The organism is Streptomyces sp. SirexAA-E, assembly GCF_000177195.2.
Classification (GTDB): Bacteria; Actinomycetota; Actinomycetes; order Streptomycetales; family Streptomycetaceae; genus Streptomyces; species Streptomyces flavovirens.
Genome location: NC_015953.1, coordinates 1,417,867 through 1,437,593 on the forward strand (window position 1 = coordinate 1,417,867; position 19,727 = coordinate 1,437,593).

20 protein-coding genes and 1 riboswitch are annotated in these 19,727 nt (G+C 73.8%); of the genes, 9 read left to right on the plus strand and 11 right to left on the minus strand.

Annotated elements, in window-relative coordinates; genetic code table 11:
- Positions 1–2 precede the first annotated feature (2 nt).
- Genes amaP through SACTE_RS06210 form a run of 5 tightly spaced genes read right to left on the minus strand, consistent with a single transcriptional unit; the run spans position 3 to position 2,354 of the window.
- Positions 3–590 (minus strand): alkaline shock response membrane anchor protein AmaP, encoded by a 588-nt coding sequence (amaP, locus tag SACTE_RS06190; RefSeq protein WP_019992820.1) that lies wholly within the window; start codon positions 588–590, stop codon positions 3–5.
- The gene (locus SACTE_RS06195; protein ID WP_014045170.1) at positions 587–1,282 is read right to left on the minus strand and encodes a DUF6286 domain-containing protein; all 696 of its coding nucleotides are present in this window, start codon (positions 1,280–1,282) and stop codon (positions 587–589) included. Before SACTE_RS06195 ends, amaP begins: the two co-directional genes overlap by 4 nt.
- Entirely contained in the window at positions 1,279–1,632 is a 354-nt protein-coding gene (locus tag SACTE_RS06200) for an Asp23/Gls24 family envelope stress response protein (RefSeq protein ID WP_026359029.1), read from the minus strand. Before SACTE_RS06200 ends, SACTE_RS06195 begins: the two co-directional genes overlap by 4 nt.
- A 5-nt stretch (positions 1,633–1,637) precedes the next feature.
- Complete coding sequence (locus tag SACTE_RS06205) at positions 1,638–1,829, minus strand: hypothetical protein (protein ID WP_014045172.1); 192 nt, start codon at positions 1,827–1,829, stop codon at positions 1,638–1,640.
- Positions 1,830–1,859: 30 nt separating this feature from the next.
- Positions 1,860–2,354, minus strand: coding sequence for an Asp23/Gls24 family envelope stress response protein (locus SACTE_RS06210; RefSeq protein WP_014045173.1), 495 nt, complete (start codon positions 2,352–2,354; stop codon positions 1,860–1,862).
- A 95-nt stretch (positions 2,355–2,449) separates the two neighbouring features.
- Here SACTE_RS06210 and SACTE_RS06215 point away from each other — a divergent pair, with 95 nt between their 5' ends.
- Positions 2,450–3,145, plus strand: coding sequence for a hypothetical protein (locus SACTE_RS06215; RefSeq protein WP_014045174.1), 696 nt, complete (start codon positions 2,450–2,452; stop codon positions 3,143–3,145).
- A 38-nt stretch (positions 3,146–3,183) separates the two neighbouring features.
- Here SACTE_RS06215 and SACTE_RS06220 read toward each other — a convergent pair whose 3' ends face one another.
- The 3 genes from SACTE_RS06220 to SACTE_RS06230 form a co-directional block, all read right to left on the minus strand.
- Complete coding sequence (locus SACTE_RS06220; protein WP_014045175.1) at positions 3,184–3,975, minus strand: enoyl-CoA hydratase/isomerase family protein; 792 nt, start codon at positions 3,973–3,975, stop codon at positions 3,184–3,186.
- A gap of 147 nt (positions 3,976–4,122) precedes the next feature.
- Positions 4,123–4,344 carry a helix-turn-helix domain-containing protein gene (locus SACTE_RS06225; protein ID WP_006123601.1) on the minus strand — a complete coding sequence of 74 codons (222 nt, stop codon included), beginning with the start codon at positions 4,342–4,344 and terminating at the stop codon, positions 4,123–4,125.
- A gap of 350 nt (positions 4,345–4,694) precedes the next feature.
- Complete coding sequence (locus tag SACTE_RS06230) at positions 4,695–6,293, minus strand: ABC-F family ATP-binding cassette domain-containing protein (protein ID WP_014045176.1); 1,599 nt, start codon at positions 6,291–6,293, stop codon at positions 4,695–4,697.
- Between the two features lie 234 nt (positions 6,294–6,527).
- Here SACTE_RS06230 and SACTE_RS06235 point away from each other — a divergent pair, with 234 nt between their 5' ends.
- Positions 6,528–7,415 carry a neutral zinc metallopeptidase gene (locus SACTE_RS06235; RefSeq protein WP_014045177.1) on the plus strand — a complete coding sequence of 296 codons (888 nt, stop codon included), beginning with the start codon at positions 6,528–6,530 and terminating at the stop codon, positions 7,413–7,415.
- A gap of 154 nt (positions 7,416–7,569) precedes the next feature.
- Here the strand turns inward: SACTE_RS06235 and SACTE_RS06240 are convergent, their stop codons facing one another.
- From SACTE_RS06240 to SACTE_RS06250, 3 genes are all read right to left on the minus strand, one after another.
- Positions 7,570–8,871, minus strand: coding sequence for a hypothetical protein (locus SACTE_RS06240; protein ID WP_014045178.1), 1,302 nt, complete (start codon positions 8,869–8,871; stop codon positions 7,570–7,572).
- Positions 8,872–9,054: 183 nt separating this feature from the next.
- On the minus strand, positions 9,055–10,182 hold the full coding sequence (locus tag SACTE_RS06245; protein ID WP_014045179.1) for an alpha/beta hydrolase: 1,128 nt from the start codon (positions 10,180–10,182) through the stop codon (positions 9,055–9,057).
- An 80-nt stretch (positions 10,183–10,262) separates the two neighbouring features.
- Positions 10,263–10,922: a class II aldolase/adducin family protein gene (locus SACTE_RS06250; protein WP_014045180.1), complete on the minus strand. Its 660-nt coding sequence runs from the start codon at positions 10,920–10,922 to the stop codon at positions 10,263–10,265.
- Between the two features lie 259 nt (positions 10,923–11,181).
- Between SACTE_RS06250 and SACTE_RS06255 the strand changes: the two genes are divergently transcribed.
- From SACTE_RS06255 to SACTE_RS06285, 7 genes are all read left to right on the plus strand, one after another.
- Complete coding sequence (locus SACTE_RS06255; RefSeq protein ID WP_014045181.1) at positions 11,182–12,444, plus strand: inorganic phosphate transporter; 1,263 nt, start codon at positions 11,182–11,184, stop codon at positions 12,442–12,444.
- A 12-nt stretch (positions 12,445–12,456) separates the two neighbouring features.
- A complete protein-coding gene (locus SACTE_RS06260; RefSeq protein ID WP_014045182.1) occupies positions 12,457–12,678 on the plus strand; it encodes a hypothetical protein in 222 nt (73 codons plus the stop codon).
- Positions 12,679–12,837: 159 nt separating this feature from the next.
- Positions 12,838–12,968, plus strand: a riboswitch (cobalamin riboswitch).
- 128 nt (positions 12,969–13,096) lie between these two features.
- Positions 13,097–14,071 (plus strand): cobalamin biosynthesis protein, encoded by a 975-nt coding sequence (locus SACTE_RS06265; protein WP_014045183.1) that lies wholly within the window; start codon positions 13,097–13,099, stop codon positions 14,069–14,071.
- Positions 14,068–15,747, plus strand: a complete 1,680-nt coding sequence (locus tag SACTE_RS06270; protein ID WP_014045184.1) for a cobyric acid synthase — start codon at positions 14,068–14,070, stop codon at positions 15,745–15,747. Before SACTE_RS06265 ends, SACTE_RS06270 begins: the two co-directional genes overlap by 4 nt.
- Entirely contained in the window at positions 15,744–17,777 is a 2,034-nt protein-coding gene (locus SACTE_RS06275) for a putative cobaltochelatase (protein WP_014045185.1), read from the plus strand. Before SACTE_RS06270 ends, SACTE_RS06275 begins: the two co-directional genes overlap by 4 nt.
- Positions 17,777–18,376, plus strand: coding sequence for a cob(I)yrinic acid a,c-diamide adenosyltransferase (cobO, locus tag SACTE_RS06280; RefSeq protein ID WP_014045186.1), 600 nt, complete (start codon positions 17,777–17,779; stop codon positions 18,374–18,376). The genes SACTE_RS06275 and cobO overlap by 1 nt, the downstream gene beginning before the upstream one ends.
- Positions 18,370–19,725, plus strand: coding sequence for a cobyrinate a,c-diamide synthase (locus SACTE_RS06285; RefSeq protein ID WP_014045187.1), 1,356 nt, complete (start codon positions 18,370–18,372; stop codon positions 19,723–19,725). The genes cobO and SACTE_RS06285 overlap by 7 nt, the downstream gene beginning before the upstream one ends.
- The last annotated feature ends 2 nt before the right edge of the window (positions 19,726–19,727 follow it).

Here is a 19,727-nt window from a genome sequence, read left to right on the forward strand (position 1 = left end):
CGTCAGGTCACCCGCTCCGCACGGTGCTTGACCGCCTTGAGCCGTACCTCGGCCGGCAGTTCGTCCAGGCCGGCCGAGGACCGCGCGTGGGCGAGCGCCTCGTCGGACAGCTCGCGCAGCACCTTCGCCGGTGCTCCGTGCGGTTCCATCAGCAGCCGGATACGGGCCTCGGGCGCCCTCCGCCGGCCGGCCAGCCGGACCTTGGAGTCGGCCACCCCGTCCAGCCCGGCCGTGTCGTCGCCCAGCGCGCTCTCCAGGGCCTTGCCGCGGAGCACCGCGCCTTCCCCGTCACCGCTGTCGATCAGCACCTCGGACAGCCGGGCCCTGCGCAGCTGGGCCAGCAGCCACCACAGGGCCAGGAGCACCAGGACCGCGAGGACCGCGATGACAACGGGCCACCACCAGCCCTCGTCCCGCCACCGGCCGCGGTCGCCCTTGCTGAGCAGGACGTCGCCCTTGCCGTCGAAGGGCCACCAGGACGGCAGGGAGACCCCGAGCCCGGTGACGAGGACGCCGCCACCGACGACCAGCAGGATCAGCCCCACCAGGCCGAGCAGTACCCGGTTGACCTTTCCGATCACGCGGCTCACCCCTTCTTCGGCCGACGGACACGCACGGACGGCCGGGGTGGCTTGGCGAGACCCAGCTCCTCGATGCCCGAGCGCAGTGCGGTGTCCAGGTCGTCCCGGACCTCGTCGAGTTCACGGAAGTGCGAGACCGCGGACACGGCCGCCTTGCGGCGCCGTACCTTCACCCGCACGGACTGCACCCCGGCCACCTCGACCGCGCGGTCGCGCAGCACGAGTGCGGCGGCCTCCCGGTCGAGTGCCGCCCGCACACCGGCGTGCTCGCGGCGCATCGGCAGCAGCGAACGCAGCCCGGCGGTGAGCGCGAGCAGGAGCAGCCAGAGGCCGATGGCGGCCGCCGCCGCGGATCCCGCGAGCACCCACACGTCGTCGATGCGACGGGTCGCCAGTTCGTCGGCGAGCGTGCGCCGCCACTGCATGGCGGGGTGGTCGGCCCGTACCGCCGCGATGTCGTAGAGCAGGAGGCCGGCGGCTCCGAGAAGGACCAGGGCCGCCAGCGCGGAGGGGATCCGGCGCCCGGACCGGAAGCGGCGCGCCCGCCCGCCGGAACGTTCCGGCCCGGCATCGGGCTCGGAGGCCGGGCCGTCCGCGTCCCGTTCGGCCTCCAGCACGTCACCGGAGGGCGCTTCCTGCTGTTCGGCACCGGTCGTGGGCAGGCGCCGGGTGCCGTCCTGCGGGTCATGGGGTTCGCTCATCGGCCGTTCCCCTCCGCTCCGGCACCCGTGTCCACGGCGTGCAGCCGCTCGACCTGCACCGCCACCTCGGGTACGTCCATGCCCGCCAGGGTCTCCACCCGTTCGGTCACACGGCGACGCACCGCCCCGCACCGGCGGCCGATGTCACTCGGATAGCCGAGTTCGAGACTGACGTGCACCCGGGCGGTGTCCCGGTGCACGCTGACCGTCGCCCGGGGCGCGGACGCGTCCCCGGGCGACGGGCCGACGGCTTCCTTCGCCGCCTGCGCGGCGATCTTCGCGACGACCCGGTCGGCGATCCGGGTCTGCCCGCGCTCCGCCGCGGCGACCCGGCCCTTCGTCGCCGTCACCGCCGTCACCGTCGCCGGTCGCCGCGCTCGCGACTCCGGAAGAAGTCGCCGGGCTCCAGGTCACCGTCCAGGAACCGGCCGGCGACGAAGCCGACCGCACCCAGTGCGGCGACCAGCAGGAATGCGCCGAATCCGCCGAAGTACCCGGCGAAGCCGAGCGCCATGCCGGCGATCAGGCCGACCACAGCCATGCTCATCTGTGCTCCTCAACTGCCTCGGGGTGAGGACTACTGGACGCGTGACTCGGACTCGTCCTCGTCGTCGTCCTCGTCGGGAAGCTTGACGTCGCTGACGGCGATGTTGACCTCGACGACCTCCAGGCCGGTCATACGCTCGACGGCCGCGATGACGTTCTCCCGGACCTCGCCGGCGACGTCGGAGATCGCCACGCCGTACTCGACGACGATCTCCAGGTCGAGGGCTGCCTGGGACTCGCCGACCTCGGCCTTGACTCCGCGGGTCACGGACTTGCCGCCGCCGGGGACCCGGTCGCGGACGGCGCCGAACGTGCGGGAGATGCCGCTGCCCATCGCGTGGACACCCATGACGTCACGCGCCGCCATTCCGGCGATCTTCTCGACGACTCCGTCGGCGATGGTGGTGCGGCCTCGGCCGGCGGGGGCTCCGCCGCCGCGCTTGCTCAGGGAACTCCCCCTGCCGTCGTCCCCTCCGGACGCGCTGCCGGGGTGGTCGGGCCGGTTCCGCTGTGGGGTCTCGGTCATCGCCGCTCTTCCCTTCGGGGGGCAAGGTTGACTTCTGTTGCCCACCGTAAGTGCGCTTGCCCGGTCCCGCGCCGTGGATACGGCAGGCTGGGGGAATGACAACGGCTGAGGGCCCTCTTCGGGCAGACGGATGGACCGCGGCGGTACGCCAGAGGCTCGGCCTGGGCCGACTGCTGCCGCTGGGTGGGGCCGACGACGGAGCATGGATCGCCGAACGTGCGGCCGAGGCCGTACTGAGAGGGACGGCGGTGGACACGGGCACGGTGCTGGGCCGGCTGAGGATCGCCCCGGCCGACCCGGAGAACTCCCGTACGCCCGCGGTGCCGGCGCCGCCCAGCGCGCTGCCGCCCGGACCGCTGCGGATCGAGGCCGGTTTCGCGACCACGGCACGGCACCCGCTGCACGCGACGGCCCAGGCGTTGCGGGCGGCCCTGGCGACGGCGGCGGCGACGCGGCTCGGGCTGGAGGTCGAGGAGGTGGACCTGAAGGTGACGGAGCTGCTCGATGAGCAGCCCGCACCGGCACGGCCGGAGCCCGTGGACATCCGTCCCGCCGAGCCGGACGGGGCCGCGGGGGCGGCGGCTGCCGGGGTGCCCGGGGTCGTGTCGCTGACCCGGGTGCTGGGCAGCGCGGTGCACGTCACGGACGGCCATGTCCGGGTGGAGCTCGCGACGGCCTCGGACCACCGGGCCCTCGACGTGGCCCGGGCGGTACGCGGGGCGGTCGCCGCGGCCGTGGAGGGCGGCCCGACGGTCGCCGTGCTGGTCACGGCCGTGGTGGACCGGGACTGACCCCTGCCCGGGAGGTACGGGGCAGGGGCGCGGCGAAGTCAGTCGCTGATGCCCGCCAGGTCACGGAGCCGGCGGCCCTGCGCGGCCCGCTCGGCGCTGCGCTGCTCCTCGTAGGTGCGGGAGGCGGCGCCGGCGAGCAGGGCCTTGGTCTCCACCACGGCGTCGCGCGGGGCGGCGAGCAGCGCGGCGGCCAGGTCCTGGGCCGCCGCGTCGAGCTGGTCGGCCGGGACCACGAGGTTGGCCAGGCCGGTGCGTTCGGCCTCGTCGGCGTGCACGAAGCGGCCGGTGGCGCAGATCTCGAGCGCGCGGGCGTATCCCACCAGGTTCACCAGGGGGTGGGTACCCGTGAGGTCGGGGACGAGGCCCAGGCTGGTCTCACGCATGGCGAACTGCACGTCGTCGGCGGCGATCCGCAGATCGCAGGCGAGGGCGAGCTGGAAGCCGGCGCCGATGGCGTGGCCCTGGACGGCCGCGATCGACACGAGGTCGTTGCGGCGCCACCAGGTGAACGCCTCCTGGTACGCGGCGATGGTCGCGTCGAGCTCGTCCTGCGGCCCGCGTGCCATGTCGAGGAAGGACGGCTCGCCGTCGAACCCTTCCGGGGTGAACGCCTGCCGGTCGAGCCCCGCGGAGAAGGACTTGCCCTCGCCGCGCAGCACGACCACCCGGACGCTGCCGGGCAGCGCCCGGCCGGCCTCGGTCAACGCCCGCCACAGAGCGGGAGACTGAGCGTTGCGCTTGGCCGGGTTGGTGAGCGTCACCGTGGCGACCGCGTCGTCGACGGTGAGCCGTACGCCGTCCTTGTCGAGCACAGAGTCGTGCGAGGTCATGGGGCGCCTCCGGATCGGGTGCAGTCAGCACGTACTGATAAGTGACTGAACAGTAACCACCCGGACGACCTCACGGTCGGCCGGGTGGCCACCCGGTGTTCCGGCGGACCTCCGGGGCCGGCCTCCACCTGCCCCGGACCACCACCGTCAGGCCGAAGCGGCCTTCTTGCCTCGTGTCGCTCCGCCGCGTCCCCGCAGCGTGACACCGGATTCGCTGAGCATCCGGTGGACGAATCCGTAGGAGCGGCCCGTTTCCTCGGCCAGCGCCCGGATGCTCGCACCGGAGTCGTACTTCTTCTTCAGGTCTGCCGCGAGCTTGTCGCGCGCGGCGCCGGTAACCCGGCTGCCCTTCTTCAGAGTCTCGGCCACCCGTGCCTCCTCAAGGAAGTGCGCTCTGGACTCTCATGATCACCCCTAGCGCGCTTCCTGGCCACCCATTCGGCAAGGTCCGTACGACCCGATTCCCCGCCCTGATTCCGGCCGACACAACCGGAACGCTCCATTCCATGGGGCTCCGGAGGCGTCCGGGCGGGGCGGCGGAAAGAACGGGCAGGTCAGGGCCGTACGGGGGTAGTGCCCGGATATGGGTGCGCCCGGCAGGTATCTGCCGGGCGTAGTTCCGGGGTACGAGACGTCCTCACTCAGATGACGGACCACACCTCGGCCGAATGATGCGGACGGGGTGGATCACCGGGCCGCGCGACGGCCTTCGCGCGGCCTCAGGCGAGGGCGACCAGGTCGCGGTAGTCCGCGCCCCAGAGGTCCTCGACACCGTCCGGCAGCAGGATGATCCGCTCCGGCTGGAGTGCCTCGACCGCGCCCTCGTCGTGGGTGACGAGGACGACCGCGCCCTTGTACGTGCGCAGGGCGCCGAGGATCTCCTCGCGGCTGGCCGGGTCGAGGTTGTTGGTGGGCTCGTCGAGGAGGAGCACGTTGGCGGACGAGACGACGAGCGTCGCCAGCGCGAGCCGGGTCTTCTCACCGCCGGAGAGCACTCCGGCGGGCTTGTCGACGTCGTCGCCGGAGAAGAGGAACGAGCCGAGCGTCTTGCGGACCTCGACGAGGTCGAGGTCGGGCGCCGCAGAGCGCATGTTCTCCAGGACGGTGCGCTCCGGGTCGAGGGTCTCGTGCTCCTGCGCGTAGTAGCCGAGCTTCAGTCCGTGGCCTTCGATGACCTGGCCGGTGTCCGGCTTCTCGGCGCCGCCGAGGAGGCGCAGCAGTGTCGTCTTGCCCGCGCCGTTGAGGCCGAGGATGACGACCCGGGAGCCCTTGTCGATGGCGAGGTCCACATCGGTGAAGATCTCGAGCGAGCCGTAGGACTTGGAGAGGCCCTCGGCCATCAGCGGCGTCTTGCCGCACGGGGAGGGCTCCGGGAAGCGGAGCTTGGCGACCTTGTCCGACACCCGGACCGCCTCCAGGCCGGAGAGCAGGCGCTCGGCCCGCTTGGCCATGTTCTGGGCGGCGACGGTCTTGGTGGCCTTGGCGCGCATCTTGTCGGCCTGCGAGTTGAGGGCCGCGGCCTTCTTCTCGGCGTTCTGGCGCTCGCGCTTGCGGCGCTTCTCGTCGGCCTCGCGCTGCTGCTGGTAGAGCTTCCAGCCCATGTTGTAGATGTCGATCTGGGAGCGGTTGGCGTCCAGGTAGAACACCTTGTTGACGACCGTCTCGACCAGTTCGACGTCGTGGGAGATGACGACGAAGCCGCCGCGGTAGTTCCTGAGGTAGTCGCGCAGCCAGACGATGGAGTCGGCGTCCAGGTGGTTGGTCGGCTCGTCCAGGAGCAGGGTGTCGGCGTCCGAGAAGAGGATGCGGGCGAGCTCCACGCGGCGGCGCTGACCGCCGGAGAGCGTGTGCAGCGGCTGGCCGAGCACCCGGTCGGGGAGGCTGAGCGCGGCGGCGATGGTGGCGGCCTCGGCCTCGGCGGCGTATCCGCCCTTGGTGAGGAACTCCGTCTCCAGGCGCTCGTACCTCTTCATCGCCTTCTCACGGGTGGCGCCCTTGCCGTTGGCCATCCGCTCCTCGTTCTCCCGCATCTTGCGCAGGATCTCGTCGAGGCCGCGGGCCGAGAGGATGCGGTCGCGGGCCAGGACGTCGAGGTCGCCGGTGCGCGGGTCCTGCGGGAGGTAGCCGACCTCGCCGGAGCACGTGATGGTGCCGGCGGCCGGGGTGCCCTCACCGGCGAGGCACTTGGTGAGCGTGGTCTTGCCCGCGCCGTTGCGGCCGACGAGGCCGATGCGGTCGCCCTTGGCGATGCGGAAGGAGGCGGACTCGATGAGGATGCGGGCGCCGGCACGCAACTCGATGCCGGAAGCGGTGATCACGGAAAACTCCAGAGCGGTATGGACGGCGGAAGGGTGGTTACGGACTCACGACTCGACGCCGTTACTCATGCACTGGGAGGAATGCCATGAGGTCATTCTACCGGCGTTGTCCACTCGCTTTTCCGGGTGCCTCTGACCCGCCCGACGGCACGGGACAGGGGATTGTTCCGCCGGAAACGGGATACTCGGCGCAGGGCGGCGGACGGCCCGCGGCCAGGCGGAGGTGGTGCGACCGTGCGGTTCGACGACGACGCCGATCTGGACACGTCCGAGGTCAGCGATGTGCGCGGCAGCCGTGTCCCCGGCGGCAGGGTCACGGTGGGCGGCGGGGTCGTGGGCATCGTCGCGCTGGTCCTGGGACTGTTCTTCGGGGTGGGCCCCGACCAGCTGGGCCTCTCCTCGGGCGATCCGGCGGCGGAGCCGAGCGCGTCCTCGGCCGAGCGGGTCCAGCGCAGCTGCCTGAAGGGCTCGGACGCGAACTCCCGGGACGACTGCCGCACGGTGGCGGTGGTCAACAACGTGCAGGACTACTGGCGCCAGGAGTTCGACCGCGCCGGCGAGACGTACACCCCGGCGAAGACCGTGCTGTTCGCCGACCGGGTCTCCACCGCCTGCGGGGCCGCGACCTCGGCGGTCGGGCCGTTCTACTGCCCGGGTGACCGGCAGGTCTATCTGGACCTGGGCTTCTTCGACGAGCTGCGTACGACGTACGGGGCCGGCGGCGGTCCGTTCGCCGAGGCGTACGTGGTGGCGCACGAGTACGGCCACCACGTGCAGGACCAGCTGGGGACGCTCGACCGGGCGGGGGACGGGCGGCAGGGCGCCGACAGCGCCTCCGTGAAGGTGGAGCTCCAGGCCGACTGCTACGCGGGTGTCTGGGCGAACCACGCGACGACCACGCGGGACGAGTCCGGGCACCCCCTGATCACCGAGCTGACCGAGGCGGACATCCAGGACGGGCTGGACGCGGCGGCGGCGGTCGGGGACGACCGGATCCAGGAGAAGTTCCAGGGCGGCGTGCACCCGGAGTCCTGGACGCACGGTTCGTCCGCCCAGCGCGAGCAGTGGTTCACCACCGGCTTCCGTACCGGGGACGCGAGCCGCTGCGACACCTTCCGGTGATCCGGGGCCGCGCGCACGGGCGTTGTCGGTGGCCGGTACGAGACCGAGACGGAGATCACCTCGGCGGAGGGCAACGTGTGGAGCTTCGGGACGTACGCCCCGGGGGCCACGGGCTGACCGCTCCCCCGGGATCTCCGTGCCCCGCGCCCCCGGGTCAGGCGCCGCCGGTGTGCACCTGGAAGGCCGCGCGGCGGACGGCCTTGGCGAGGGCCGGGTCGGGGTGGGCCGCCGCGAGGGCCACCAGCACCTGCACGGTGCGCGGGTGCCCCACGGCCCGTACCTCGTCCAGGAGCGCCGGGACGGTGCCCTGCACGGCGGAGTCCAGGTGGCGGACCAGCAGTCCGGTCTCGCCGTGGTCGGCGACGGCGGCCGCGGTGTCCACCCAGAGCCAGGTCGCCTCCTCGCGGCTGAGGACGTCCTGGGCGTCGTCCGGGTCGGCGCCCTCGTACTCGGCGAGCCAGAGCAGCGCGTAGGGGCGCAGGGGCGCCTCGGTGACCACCGACCGGACCACGGGCTCGGCGGGGGCGCCGACGACACGCAGCGCCTCGAAGGCCAGGCCGCGCAGCAGGGCGTCCTCGCCGCGGGCGACGGCGAGGAGCTCGGTCACGGCGCTGCCGACGGGGCGGGCGGCGAGCCAGGCCCGGTATTCGGCGCGGGCCGGTCCCGGGGTGAGCCGGGCGCAGCCGAGCAGCATGTCGGCGGCGGGCTGCTCGATGTTGCCGGCCGGGCTCTGGGCGGCCACACAGATCTGTTCGAGCTTGACCCAGACCGCCCAGTTTCCGAGGGGGGTGAGGGTGGCGTTCCCCGCGCCGAGCGTGAGGGCTCCGACGGCGGCGAGTCCTTCCAGCGCCCAGTCGAGCAGCAGCGCGTTGAGGTCCGCCGAGGTCTCGGTGGTCGCCGGGGCCGGCTGCTCCCGCGGCCCGTAGGGCACCTCGCACCGCTCCTCGTGGAGTTCCGCGACGCGCTGGCCGAGGAGGTCGAGGAGGGCGGGCACGGGGACGGGGCCCGCGGAGAGCTGGAGGAGGGAGAGGACCTGGGGGACGGCCTCGACGGCTTCGGCGACGGCGGTGGCCTCGATGCCCTCGGGCGAGGGGTGCACCAGCGACCAGGCGTCGAAGAGCGCCACCCAGCCGCGCAGTACGGCGGAGTCGTCGCGGTTCCACGCGCGTAGCCGCCAGCCGGGGCGCGCGGTGTCGCCGTGCAGTTCGATCAGCCCCGCGAGCCTGGCCCGGTCCCAGCCGGCCCGTACCTGGGCCGGGGACAGTTCCATGGCGGCCGCGGCCCGTTCCAGGGCCTGGGTCGCGAGCGTGGCGGTGCCCGGGCCCGCGCCGTCGGCGGCCCAGCGGGCGATTCGTACGGCGTCGGCCAGCACGGCTCTCGCCTGGCGGGCCAGTTCGGCGGGTGCCGGGGTGCCCTCGGGCGGGCGGGGGGCCGGCCTGGTGCGCCGGGTGGTCACGGCCTTGCGGGCGGTGGCAAGGGGTCGCGGGCGGACAAGTCGCAGCCTGGAGTCGCGCGGAGTACGGGACGTCACGGGAGCAGTCTTGCCTCTGACGGCCCGAAAGCCCAAACGGAGCCCGGATCCGGCGTCACGGGACGGTCCGCCGGCCCGTCACCAACCGGGCCGTTCCGTCCCATCCGCTCACATCAGGGGCGTGAGGAAGCGCCGGAGGATCTCCTCGTAGTCGGCCGGGTCGACGTTCCACATCGCCCCGTGCTGGGCGTCCGCCACGGGGTGCAGGGTGACGAGGTCGGGGCGGCGGGCGGCGAGCTCGCGGGACGGCTGCCAGGGGGCGAGGGTGTCGTCGGGGCCGTGGAAGATCAGGGTCGGCGCGTGCAGGGCCGTGGGCACCGAGGTGTCCATCAGCGGGGCGCCGTGCAGGCCGGTCTGGCCCTGCGCGGCGCGGACGGCGAGGGGCAGCAGCGCGGCCGGTACGCCGCAGGCGCCCGCCAGGGCGCGCAGGGTGACCTGCCAGTCCATGACCGGGGAGTCCAGGACGAGACCGGCGATGCGGTCGCGGAGCGCGGAGTTGACGGCGGCGTGCAGGGCCATCGAGGCACCGGTGGACCAGCCGTGGACGACGACGCTCTTCGCCCCGTGGCGTACGGCGTGGCGGATGGCGGCGTCGAGGTCGCGCCACTCGGACTCGCCGAGGTGGGCCAGTCCGTCGGGCGACCGGGGGGCGCCGGCGTCGCCGCGGTAGGCCAGGTTCAGCACGGGGAGCCGCTGGGACTCCAGGAAGGCCAGTACGTTCATCGGCTGTTCGCGGGTGGTCCCGAGGCCGTGCACGGTGATAACCCAGGTGTCGCGGTCGCCGGGGAGGAACCAGCCGGGCAGGGCCCCCAGCTCACCGGGGATCTCGACGTCCTCGTAGGCGAGGCCGAGCCCGTCCAGGGGGTCGCCGCTGTGCAGCTGCGGGGTGAGGCGGACCTTGGCGCCCGGTTCCAGGCTGCCCCGGGTGACCCGTTCCAGGCGGCGCACGACGGTGTCGGCGGAGCCGTCCGGCCCCTGCCCGAGGACCGGGCCGACGATGGCGTGGACGTCGCGGCCCGCCAGTCCGTACGTGCCGGGGCGCAGGGCCGCGAAGGAGCGGGTCAGGGTGACCTGTCCGGCGGCGGTGGCGTGGACGGTGAGCCTGCGGTCGCCGGGGAAGGGGTGCGGGCCCCCCGCGAGGGCGGCGTCGCTGGCGTACCGGCCGGCCGCGACCGCTGCCGTGCCGATGCCGAGGATCGTGGTGACGGCTGCTGCCGTCGCTGTTGCCGGGCGCATCGCCCCAGTCTCGCGGGCCGGGGGCCGCGTTGCCAGTGGGCCGGGCCGTCCGGTGCCCGGGTCTTCGTCCGGGCGGGAGCTCAGCCGGGCTGTCCGTAGCCCTCGAGGGCGTCCTGGACGTCGCGCAGCTGGTCCGGGGAGAGCAGGGACGGGCGGTGGCCGGGCACGGAGCTCGCGGTCAGCCAGAGCCGGCACAGCCATTCCAGCTGGGCGGTGCGCTCGAAGGCCTGGTCGAGGGAGTCGCCGTAGGTGACGGTCCCGTGGTTGCGCAGGAGGCAGCCGGTGCGGTCGCGGAGGGCGTCGAGCATGTGGCCGGCGAGTTCGCGGGTGCCGTAGCGGGCGTAGGCGGCGGTGCGGACGGGGCCGCCGAGCAGGGCGGTGGCGTAGTGCACCGCCGGGACCTCGGTGACGAGGGTGGAGACGGCGGTGGCGTGGACGGCGTGGGTGTGCACGACGGCGGCCGCGGTGGTGGCGCGGTACACGGCGAGGTGGAGGGGGAGTTCGCTGGTGGGGGCGAGACGGCCGATCACCTGGCGGCCGTCCAGGTCGACGCCGACCGTGTCGCCGGGGGTGAGCCGGTCGTAGGGCACTCCGCTGGGGGTGACCAGGACGACGTCGCCGACCCGGGCCGAGACGTTGCCCGAGGTGCCGACGACCAGCCCCTCCGCGGCGGTCCTGCGGGCCGTCGCGAGGACGTCCTCCCATGCCTGTGCGATCGTGTCCTGCCGTCGGTCCGTCATGCGGGGATCGTAGCCAGGGGGTGAGAGAAGTCTCCCCAACAGTCTCGAACGGGACAAAGACCCTTCGCCAAGAGTTCGCCAAGGCCGGGCAAAGGCCAGGTCCCGCACCGCACCAGGAGGGGCCGGGCGCCTCCCGAGCGCACAAACGGAATGCCGCCGCACGCTTGGGGTCACCACAGCGCCCTGCCCAGTTCATCTTCCGTTCACCCAGCTTGCCTACGTTCCAACTGCCAATGACGCCGAACGATTGCCTGGGTAAATGGAACACATCACCCTGCTGCTTGCGATTGTGGTCGTAACAGCTCTCGTGTTCGATTTCACGAACGGTTTCCATGACACCGCCAACGCGATGGCCACCACCATCTCGACCGGTGCCCTCAAGCCGAAGACCGCGGTGGCCATGTCCGCCGTTCTCAACCTGGTCGGCGCTTTCCTGTCGGTGGAGGTCGCCAAGACGATCTCCGGCGGCATCGTCAACGAGAACGGCCTCAGAACCGAGGTCATCTTCGCGGCGCTCGTCGGCGCCATCCTGTGGAATCTGCTGACCTGGCTGGTCGGCCTGCCCTCCAGCTCCTCCCACGCACTCTTCGGCGGCCTCATCGGCGCCGCGGTCATGTCGGCCGGCTGGTCCTCGATCAACGGCGGCACCGTCGTCACCAAGGTCCTGCTGCCCGCGATCGCGGCCCCCTTCGTCGCCGGTGTGGCCGCCCTGCTGGCCACGAAGCTGACGTACCGCATCAACCGGAACATCACCGACGAGGCCCAGCTGAAGTCGACGGCCAAGGGCTACCGGGCCGGACAGATCGCCTCGGCCGGGCTCGTCTCGCTCGCCCACGGCACGAACGACGCGCAGAAGACGATGGGCATCATCACCCTGGCCCTGGTCACCGGCGGCGTCCTCGCCCCCGGTTCCAACCCGCCGGTGTGGGTCATCGCCTCCGCCGGTCTCGCCATCGCGATGGGGACCTACCTCGGCGGCTGGCGCATCATCCGCACCATGGGCAGCGGCCTCACCGAACTCCGGCCGCCGCAGGGCTTCGCCGCCCAGACCAGCGCGGCCACGGTCATCCTGGCCTCCTCGCACCTCGGCTTCTCCCTCTCCACCACCCAGTCCTGCTCCGGCGCCGTGATGGGCGCGGGCCTGGGACGCAAGGGGGGCGTGGTCCGCTGGTCCACCGCCACCCGGATGTTCGTCGCCTGGGGCCTGACGCTGCCGGCCGCCGGACTGGTCGGTGCCGGAGCGGAGTTCCTGACCAAGCAGGGTCCCTGGGGCGTCGCCGTGGTGGCGGTGCTGCTCGTCGCGGGCTCCGGCGCCATCTGGATGCTGTCGCGCCGCAAGCCGGTCGACCACACCAACGTCACCGCCGCCGACGCCGAGCCCGCGGGCGTCGTCACCACCGCCATCGCCGCCGTCAGCCCGCCGCCCGTCGGCATGGGCGTGCCGGAGCTCAAGACCACCATCCCGGCCCCGGCCCCCTCCTCCGAGGCCCCCGCCGACCCGCCCCGACCGGCCACGGTGTAAGGACAGATCCGCATGAACATCGACTGGGCAGCACTCGCCTCCGTCTTCGGCGTCAGTCTCGTCGTCACCGTCGCGCTGGTCGGCCTCTTCAGCCTCGGCATCGTCGCCCTCGCCAAGCAGGCGTCGCCCGCACAGGGCGCGGCCTCCCCGGTACGGGCGCGCGCCGGTGCGTACGCCTGCTTCGCGCTGTGCGCGGCGGCGGTCGCCTACGGGATCTATCTGATCGTGGCCTGACCCGCCCGCCCTTCCACCCGCCCTTCCCACCGGGCCGGACGCACCTGCCGTGCGTCCGGCCCGGTGTGCGTCTGCGCACACTCGGCCCCGCAGGTCAGCGGCAGGTTGACGGGTGTTCGGGGGGCGTGGTGGACTGCCGTGGCCAAGTACGGCGGCAGCAGAGGAAGCCGGTGCGAATCCGGCGCGGTCCCGCCACTGTCACCGGGGAGCAGTCCCCCACACGGAAGTCACGGCCCGCCACCGCGGGCTGGAAGGCCGGGGGAACTGCCGATCCGGAAGCCAGGAGACTCTCGTCGCCGGTCACGTCGAACCAGGGCGCGGACCCTGAGTGAGGACATCTGCCATGCCCGGCCGCCGTGCGTCGGTTCCCCCGCCCCTTGTGCCGTCCGCCCTACGAGGCGCGACGGCCGGCTGAACCGTGCGAGCCGACCGCATCTTCGCGTACGGCGCCGCTGCCGGTCTGATCGGCGACCTGCTGCTCGGTGATCCCCGCCGGGGCCACCCCGTGGCCGCCTTCGGGCGTGCCGCTGCGGGCGTCGAGGACCGGCTGTGGCGCGATCACCGCGGCTGGGGCGCCCTGCACACCCTGGTCTGCGCCGGAGGCGCCGCCGGTGGCGCGGCGCTGGCCGCCCGTGCGGTGCGTGGCCGTCCCGCCGCCGCCGTGGCGCTGACCGCCGCCGCCACCTGGTCCGTCGTCGGGGGCACCTCCCTGGGCCGCGAGGCCCGGGCCATCGGCGGCGCGCTCGCCGCCGGTGACGTCGATCTGGCCCGCGAGCGGCTGCCGCACCTGTGCGGCCGCGACCCGCACTCCCTGGACGGGCCGGCGATCGCCCGCGCGGTGGTGGAGTCCGTCGCCGAGAACACCTCCGACGCCGTGGTGGGCGCCCTGGTGTGGGGTGCGCTGGGCGGAGTGCCGGGTCTGGTCGGTTTCCGGGCCGTCAACACGCTCGACGCCATGGTCGGCCACAAGTCACCGCGCCACCGCCGTTACGGCTGGGCCTCCGCCCGGCTCGACGACCTGGCCGGCTGGCCCGGTGCCCGGCTCACCGCCGCGCTCGCCGTGGCCGCCGGCGGGCGTCCCGCGCAGGCGGTACGTGCCTGGCGGAAGGACGCGGGGAAGCATCCGAGCCCCAACGCGGGCCCGGTGGAGGCGTCCTTCGCCGGTGCGCTGGGCGTACGGCTGGGCGGGACCCTGGCGTACGGCGGGCGGGTCGAGCACCGGCCCGTACTCAACGGGGAGAGCGGGCGGGACGTGCGGGTCGAGGACGTGGAACGCGCGGTGCGGCTCTCCCGAAGGGTGAGTGTGCTGGCCCTCGGGGTGTGTGTGGCCGGGCGGTTGGCAGTGGGACACCTGGGGCGTGCGGGACGCACGGGACGGAGAGGGCGGGCATGAGCGGCGGGCTGCTGGTGGCGGGGACCACCTCGGACGCGGGCAAGAGCGTCGTCACGGCGGGGATCTGCCGGTGGCTGGTGCGCCAGGGGGTGAGGGTCGCTCCGTTCAAGGCGCAGAACATGTCGCTGAACTCCTTCGTCACCCGCGAGGGCGCGGAGATCGGCCGCGCCCAGGCGATGCAGGCGCAGGCCGCCCGGGTGGAGCCGACCGCCCTGATGAACCCGGTGCTGCTCAAGCCCGGCGGCGACCGCTCCAGCCAGGTGGTCCTGATGGGCAGGCCGGTCGGCGAGATGAGTGCGCGCGGCTACCACGGCGGGCGCCAGGAGGCGTTGTTCGGGACGGTCGTGGACTGTCTGGAGCAGCTGCGGGGCGCGTACGACGCCGTCATCTGCGAGGGGGCGGGGAGCCCCGCCGAGATCAACCTGCGGCGCACCGACATCGTGAACATGGGCGTCGCGCGGGCCGCCGGCTTCCCCGTGCTGGTCGTCGGGGACATCGACCGGGGCGGGGTGTTCGCCTCGTTCTTCGGCACGACGGCCCTGCTGAGCGCCGAGGACCAGTCCCTGGTGGCCGGGTACCTCGTCAACAAGTTCCGCGGCGACGTGTCGCTGCTGGAGCCGGGGCTGGACATGCTGCACGGGCTCACCGGGCGGCGTACCTACGGGGTCCTGCCGTACGCCCACGGACTGGGCATCGACGAGGAGGACGGGCTGCGGGTGTCGATGCGCGGCACCGTACGGGAGTCGGTCGTCGCGCCTCCGCACGGCGAGGACGTGCTGCGGGTCGCGGTGTGCGCGGTGCCGCTGATGTCGAACTTCACCGATGTGGACGCGCTGGCCGCCGAACCGGGTGTGGTGGTGCGCTTCGTGGACCGGGCGGAGGAGCTGTCCGACGCGGACCTGGTGGTCGTGCCCGGTACCCGTGGCACCGTCAGGGCGCTGGCCTGGCTGCGGGAACGGGGTCTGGCCGACGCGTTGCGGCGGCGGGCCGCCGAGGGGCGTCCGGTGCTGGGCGTCTGCGGCGGGTTCCAGGTGCTGGGCGAGTCGATCGATGACGAGGTGGAGTCCCGGGCGGGGCTGGTCGAGGGGCTGGGCCTGCTGCCGGTGCGGGTGCGCTTCGGCCGGGAGAAGGTGCTGGCCCGGCCGACGGGTTCGGCGCTCGGTGAGCCGGTGGAGGGGTACGAGATCCATCACGGCGTCGCCGAGGTGCGCGGCGGTGAGCCCTTCCTGGACGGGTGCCGGGTGGGCGCGGTGTGGGGGACGCACTGGCACGGGTCGCTGGAGAGCGACGCGTTCCGGCGGGCGTTCCTGGGTGAGGTGGCACGGGCTTCCGGGCGGCGGTTCACGGCCGCGCCGGACACGAGTTTCGCGGCGCTGCGGGAGGAGCAGCTGGACCGGCTGGGGGATCTGATCGAAGAACACGCGGACACGGACGCGTTGTGGCGGTTGATCGAGTCGGGGGCGCCGTCGGGGCTGCCGTTCGTGCCGCCGGGGGCACCGGGGGCCGGGGCGCCTTCGGCGGGGCTGGTTCCCCGCCCCGGCCCTTCCCGTGACCGGGGCTCTGCCCCGGAACCGGGTCCTCGGTCCCCGGACGGGCCGGGATCGCCCCGGAACGACTTGTCGCCCCGGGCCCCGGGGTCCGGCACTGATGTTTCTGTGAACGAGGAGGCCCTGTGAGTACGCCGTATCCCTTCACCGCCATCGTCGGGCAGGACGATCTGAGGCTCGGGCTGCTGCTCAACGCCGTCAGCCCGGCCGTCGGCGGCGTCCTCGTGCGCGGGGAGAAGGGCACTGCCAAGTCCACCGCCGTGCGCGCCCTGGCCGCCCTCATGCCCGAGGTCCCGGTCGTGGCCGGGTGCCGGTTCTCGTGCGACCCGGCGGCGCCCGATCCGGCGTGCCCGGACGGGCCGCACGAGGCCGGGGCGGGTGTCGCGCGGCCCGCGCGGACCGTCGAGCTGCCGGTGGGCGCGTCCGAGGACCGGCTGGTCGGCGCGCTCGACATCGAGCGGGCCCTCTCGGAGGGCGTGAAGGCCTTCGAGCCGGGACTGCTGGCGGACGCCCACCGCGGGATCCTGTACGTGGACGAGGTCAACCTCCTCCACGACCACCTGGTGGACCTGCTGCTCGACGCGGCGGCCATGGGTGCCTCCTACGTCGAGCGTGAGGGCGTCTCCGTACGCCATGCGGCGCGGTTCCTGCTCGTCGGGACGATGAACCCCGAGGAGGGCGAGCTGCGGCCCCAGCTGCTGGACCGGTTCGGGCTGACCGTCGAGGTCGCCGCGTCCCGGGACACCGACCAGCGGGTGGAGGTCGTGCGGCGCAGGCTGGCCTACGACGACGACCCGGAGGGGTTCGCCGCCCGGTGGGCCGAGGAGGAGGGCGCGCTGCGGGAGCGGATCGCCGCCGCGCGCCTCCTGCTGCCCCGGGTGGTGCTGGGCGACGGGGTGCTGCGGCAGATCGCCGCCACCTGCGCGGCGTTCGAGGTCGACGGGATGCGGGCCGACATCGTCATGGCCCGTACCGCGACCGCGCTGGCCGCGTGGGCGGGACGTGAGGAGGTGACCTCCGACGACGTGCGGCAGGCCGCGCTCCTGGCGCTCCCCCACCGGCGCCGCCGCAACCCGTTCGACGCGCCCGGACTGGACGAGGACAAGCTCGACGACACCCTCCGCGAGGCGGGGGACGACTCCGACGGCGACGGTGGCGGCGACGACGGTCCCGGCGGAGGGGGAGGCGGTGTGCCGCCCCAGGGCGGCGGTCCCGACGCCCCGGACCGGGGCGAGACCGGGAGCGACGACGCGCCGGTGGTGGGTGAGGGCGGCTCGGAGTCCGGGCAGCAGCAGCCCGCCCCGGCCCGGGGGGCAGGCCCCGAGCAGCAGCCCGTGGGCGCGACGGAGCCCTTCCGGGCGAAGATGCTCAGCGTGCCCGGACTGGGCGAGGGCGCGGCCGGACGGCGGTCGCGGGCCCGTACCGAGCACGGGCGGACCACCGGGGCGCGCCGTCCCGAGGGGGCGCTGACCAAGCTTCACCTGGCGGCGACCGTGCAGGCGGCGGCTCCGCACCAGCGGGCGCGCGGACGGTCGGGGCGCGGGCTCGTGGTGCGCCGTGACGATCTGCGGCAGGCCACACGGGAGGGGCGCGAGGGCAATCTCGTGCTGTTCGTGGTGGATGCCTCCGGGTCGATGGCGGCCCGCCGGCGGATGGGCGCGGTGAAGGGTGCCGTGCTGTCGCTGCTGCTGGACGCCTACCAGCGGCGGGACAAGGTGGGGCTGGTGACCTTCCGGGGCAAGGACGCCGAGGTGGCCCTGCCGCCGACCTCGTCGGTGGACGCGGCGGCGGCCCGGCTGGAGTCGCTGCCGACCGGGGGGCGTACCCCGCTGGCCGCCGGGCTGCTGAAGGCGCACGACGTGCTGCGGGTGGAGCGGCTGCGTGATCCCTCGCGGCGTCCCCTGCTCGTCGTGGTGACGGACGGCCGGGCGACCGGCGGCCCCGATCCGGTGGCGCTGGCCGCGCGGGCGGGCCGGCTGCACGCCGCCGAGGGCACGGCGTCCGTCGTCGTGGACTGCGAGACGGGCGTCGTACGCCTCGGTCTCGCCGCACAGCTCGCCCGGGAACTGGGAGGCAGCGCCGTCACGCTCGACGAGCTGCGGGCCGACTCGATCGCCGGGCTGGTCAAGGACGTCACCGCAGCCGGGAGGGCCGCGTAATGCCACAGGGACAGCCGGTATCGGTACCGGACGACGGACTGACGACGCGTCAGCGGCGCAACCGCCCGCTGCTCTTCGTCCACACGGGCATAGGCAAGGGCAAGTCGACGGCCGCGTTCGGGCTCGCGCTGCGCGCCTGGAACCAGGGCTGGCCGATCGGGGTGTTCCAGTTCGTGAAGTCGGCGAAGTGGAAGGTCGGCGAGGAGAACGCGCTGAAGGTGCTCGGGGCGAGCGGCGAGGGCGGCACGGTCGACTGGCACAAGATGGGCGAGGGCTGGTCGTGGGTCCAGCGCGACAACCAGCTGGACAACGAGGAGAAGGCGCGGGAGGGCTGGGAGCAGGTCAAGCGTGACCTGGCCGCCGAGACGTACAAGCTGTACGTGCTCGACGAGTTCGCCTACCCGATGCACTGGGGCTGGATCGACACCGACGAGGTGGTCGAGGTGATGCGGAACCGTCCGGGGACCCAGCACGTGGTGATCACCGGGCGCAACGCTCCGGCGAAGCTGGTCGAGGCCGCCGATCTGGTGACCGACATGTCGAAGGTCAAGCACCCGATGGACGCCGGTCAGAAGGGCCAGAGGGGCATCGAGTGGTGAGTGTCCCCCGTCTGGTCATCGCCGCGCCCGCCTCCAACAGCGGCAAGACCACCGTCGCCACCGGCCTGATGGCGGCGTTCGCGGGGCGCGGGCTCGCCGTGTCCCCTCACAAGGTGGGCCCCGACTACATCGACCCGGGCTACCACGCGCTCGCCACCGGCCGTCCGGGGCGCAACCTCGACGCCTACATGTGCGGTCCGGAGCTCGTCGCCCCGCTGTTCGGGCACGGGGCCGCCGGGTGTGACCTGGCGGTCGTCGAGGGGGTGATGGGGCTGTACGACGGTGCCTCCGGGCAGGGGGAGCTGGCGTCCACCGCGCAGGTGTCGAAGCTGCTGCGGGCGCCGGTGGTGCTCGTCGTCGACGCGTCCTCGCAGTCCCGTTCGGTCGCGGCGCTGGTCCACGGTTTCGCCTCCTGGGACCCGGAGGTGCGGATCGGCGGGGTGATCCTGAACAAGGTGGGCTCCGACCGCCATGAGGCGCTGCTGCGGGAGGCCCTGGAGGAGACGGGGCTGCCGGTGCTGGGGGCGTTGCGGCGGGCTCCGCAGGTGGCGACCCCGTCGCGTCATCTGGGTCTGGTCCCGGTGGCCGAGCGGCAGGCCGACGCGGTGGGCGCCGTGGCGGCGATGGCGGAGCGGGTCCGGGCGGGCTGCGACCTGGAGGCGCTGCTTGCCTTGGCCCGTACGGCTCCGGCGCTGCCCGGCGCGGTGTGGGAGCCGGAGCGGCAGCCCGTGGAGGGGGCCCGGCCGGTGGTGGCCGTGGCGGGCGGGGCGGCGTTCACGTTCGCGTACGCCGAGCACGCCGAGCTGCTGACGGCGGCCGGTGCGGAGGTGGCCGTCTTCGATCCGCTGCGCGACGAGAAGCTGCCCGCGGGCACGGCGGGGCTGGTGATCGGCGGCGGCTTCCCCGAGGTGTACGCCCCGGAGCTGTCGGCGAACGAGCCGCTGCGCCGGGCCGTCACCGAGCTGGCCGCGGCGGGCGCGCCGGTCGCGGCGGAGTGCGCGGGGCTGCTGTACCTGGCGCGTGAGCTGGACGGGCGGCCGATGTGCGGGGTGCTGGACGCCTCGGCCCGGATGTCGGAGCGGCTGACGCTCGGCTACCGGTCGGCGGTGGCGGTGTCGGACAGTGTGCTGGCCGAGGCGGGCACCAGACTGCGGGGCCACGAGTTCCACCGCACGGTCCTGGAGCCGGGCGCGGGGGCGGTGCCCGCGTGGGGGCTGCACCAGCCGGAGCGGCGGGTGGAGGGCTTCGTCCAGCGGGGTGTCCACGCCAGCTATGTGCATACGCACTGGGCGGCGTCCCCCGGTGTGGCCCGGCGCTTCGTGGAGCACTGCCGTCGGCGGGCGGTGTGACC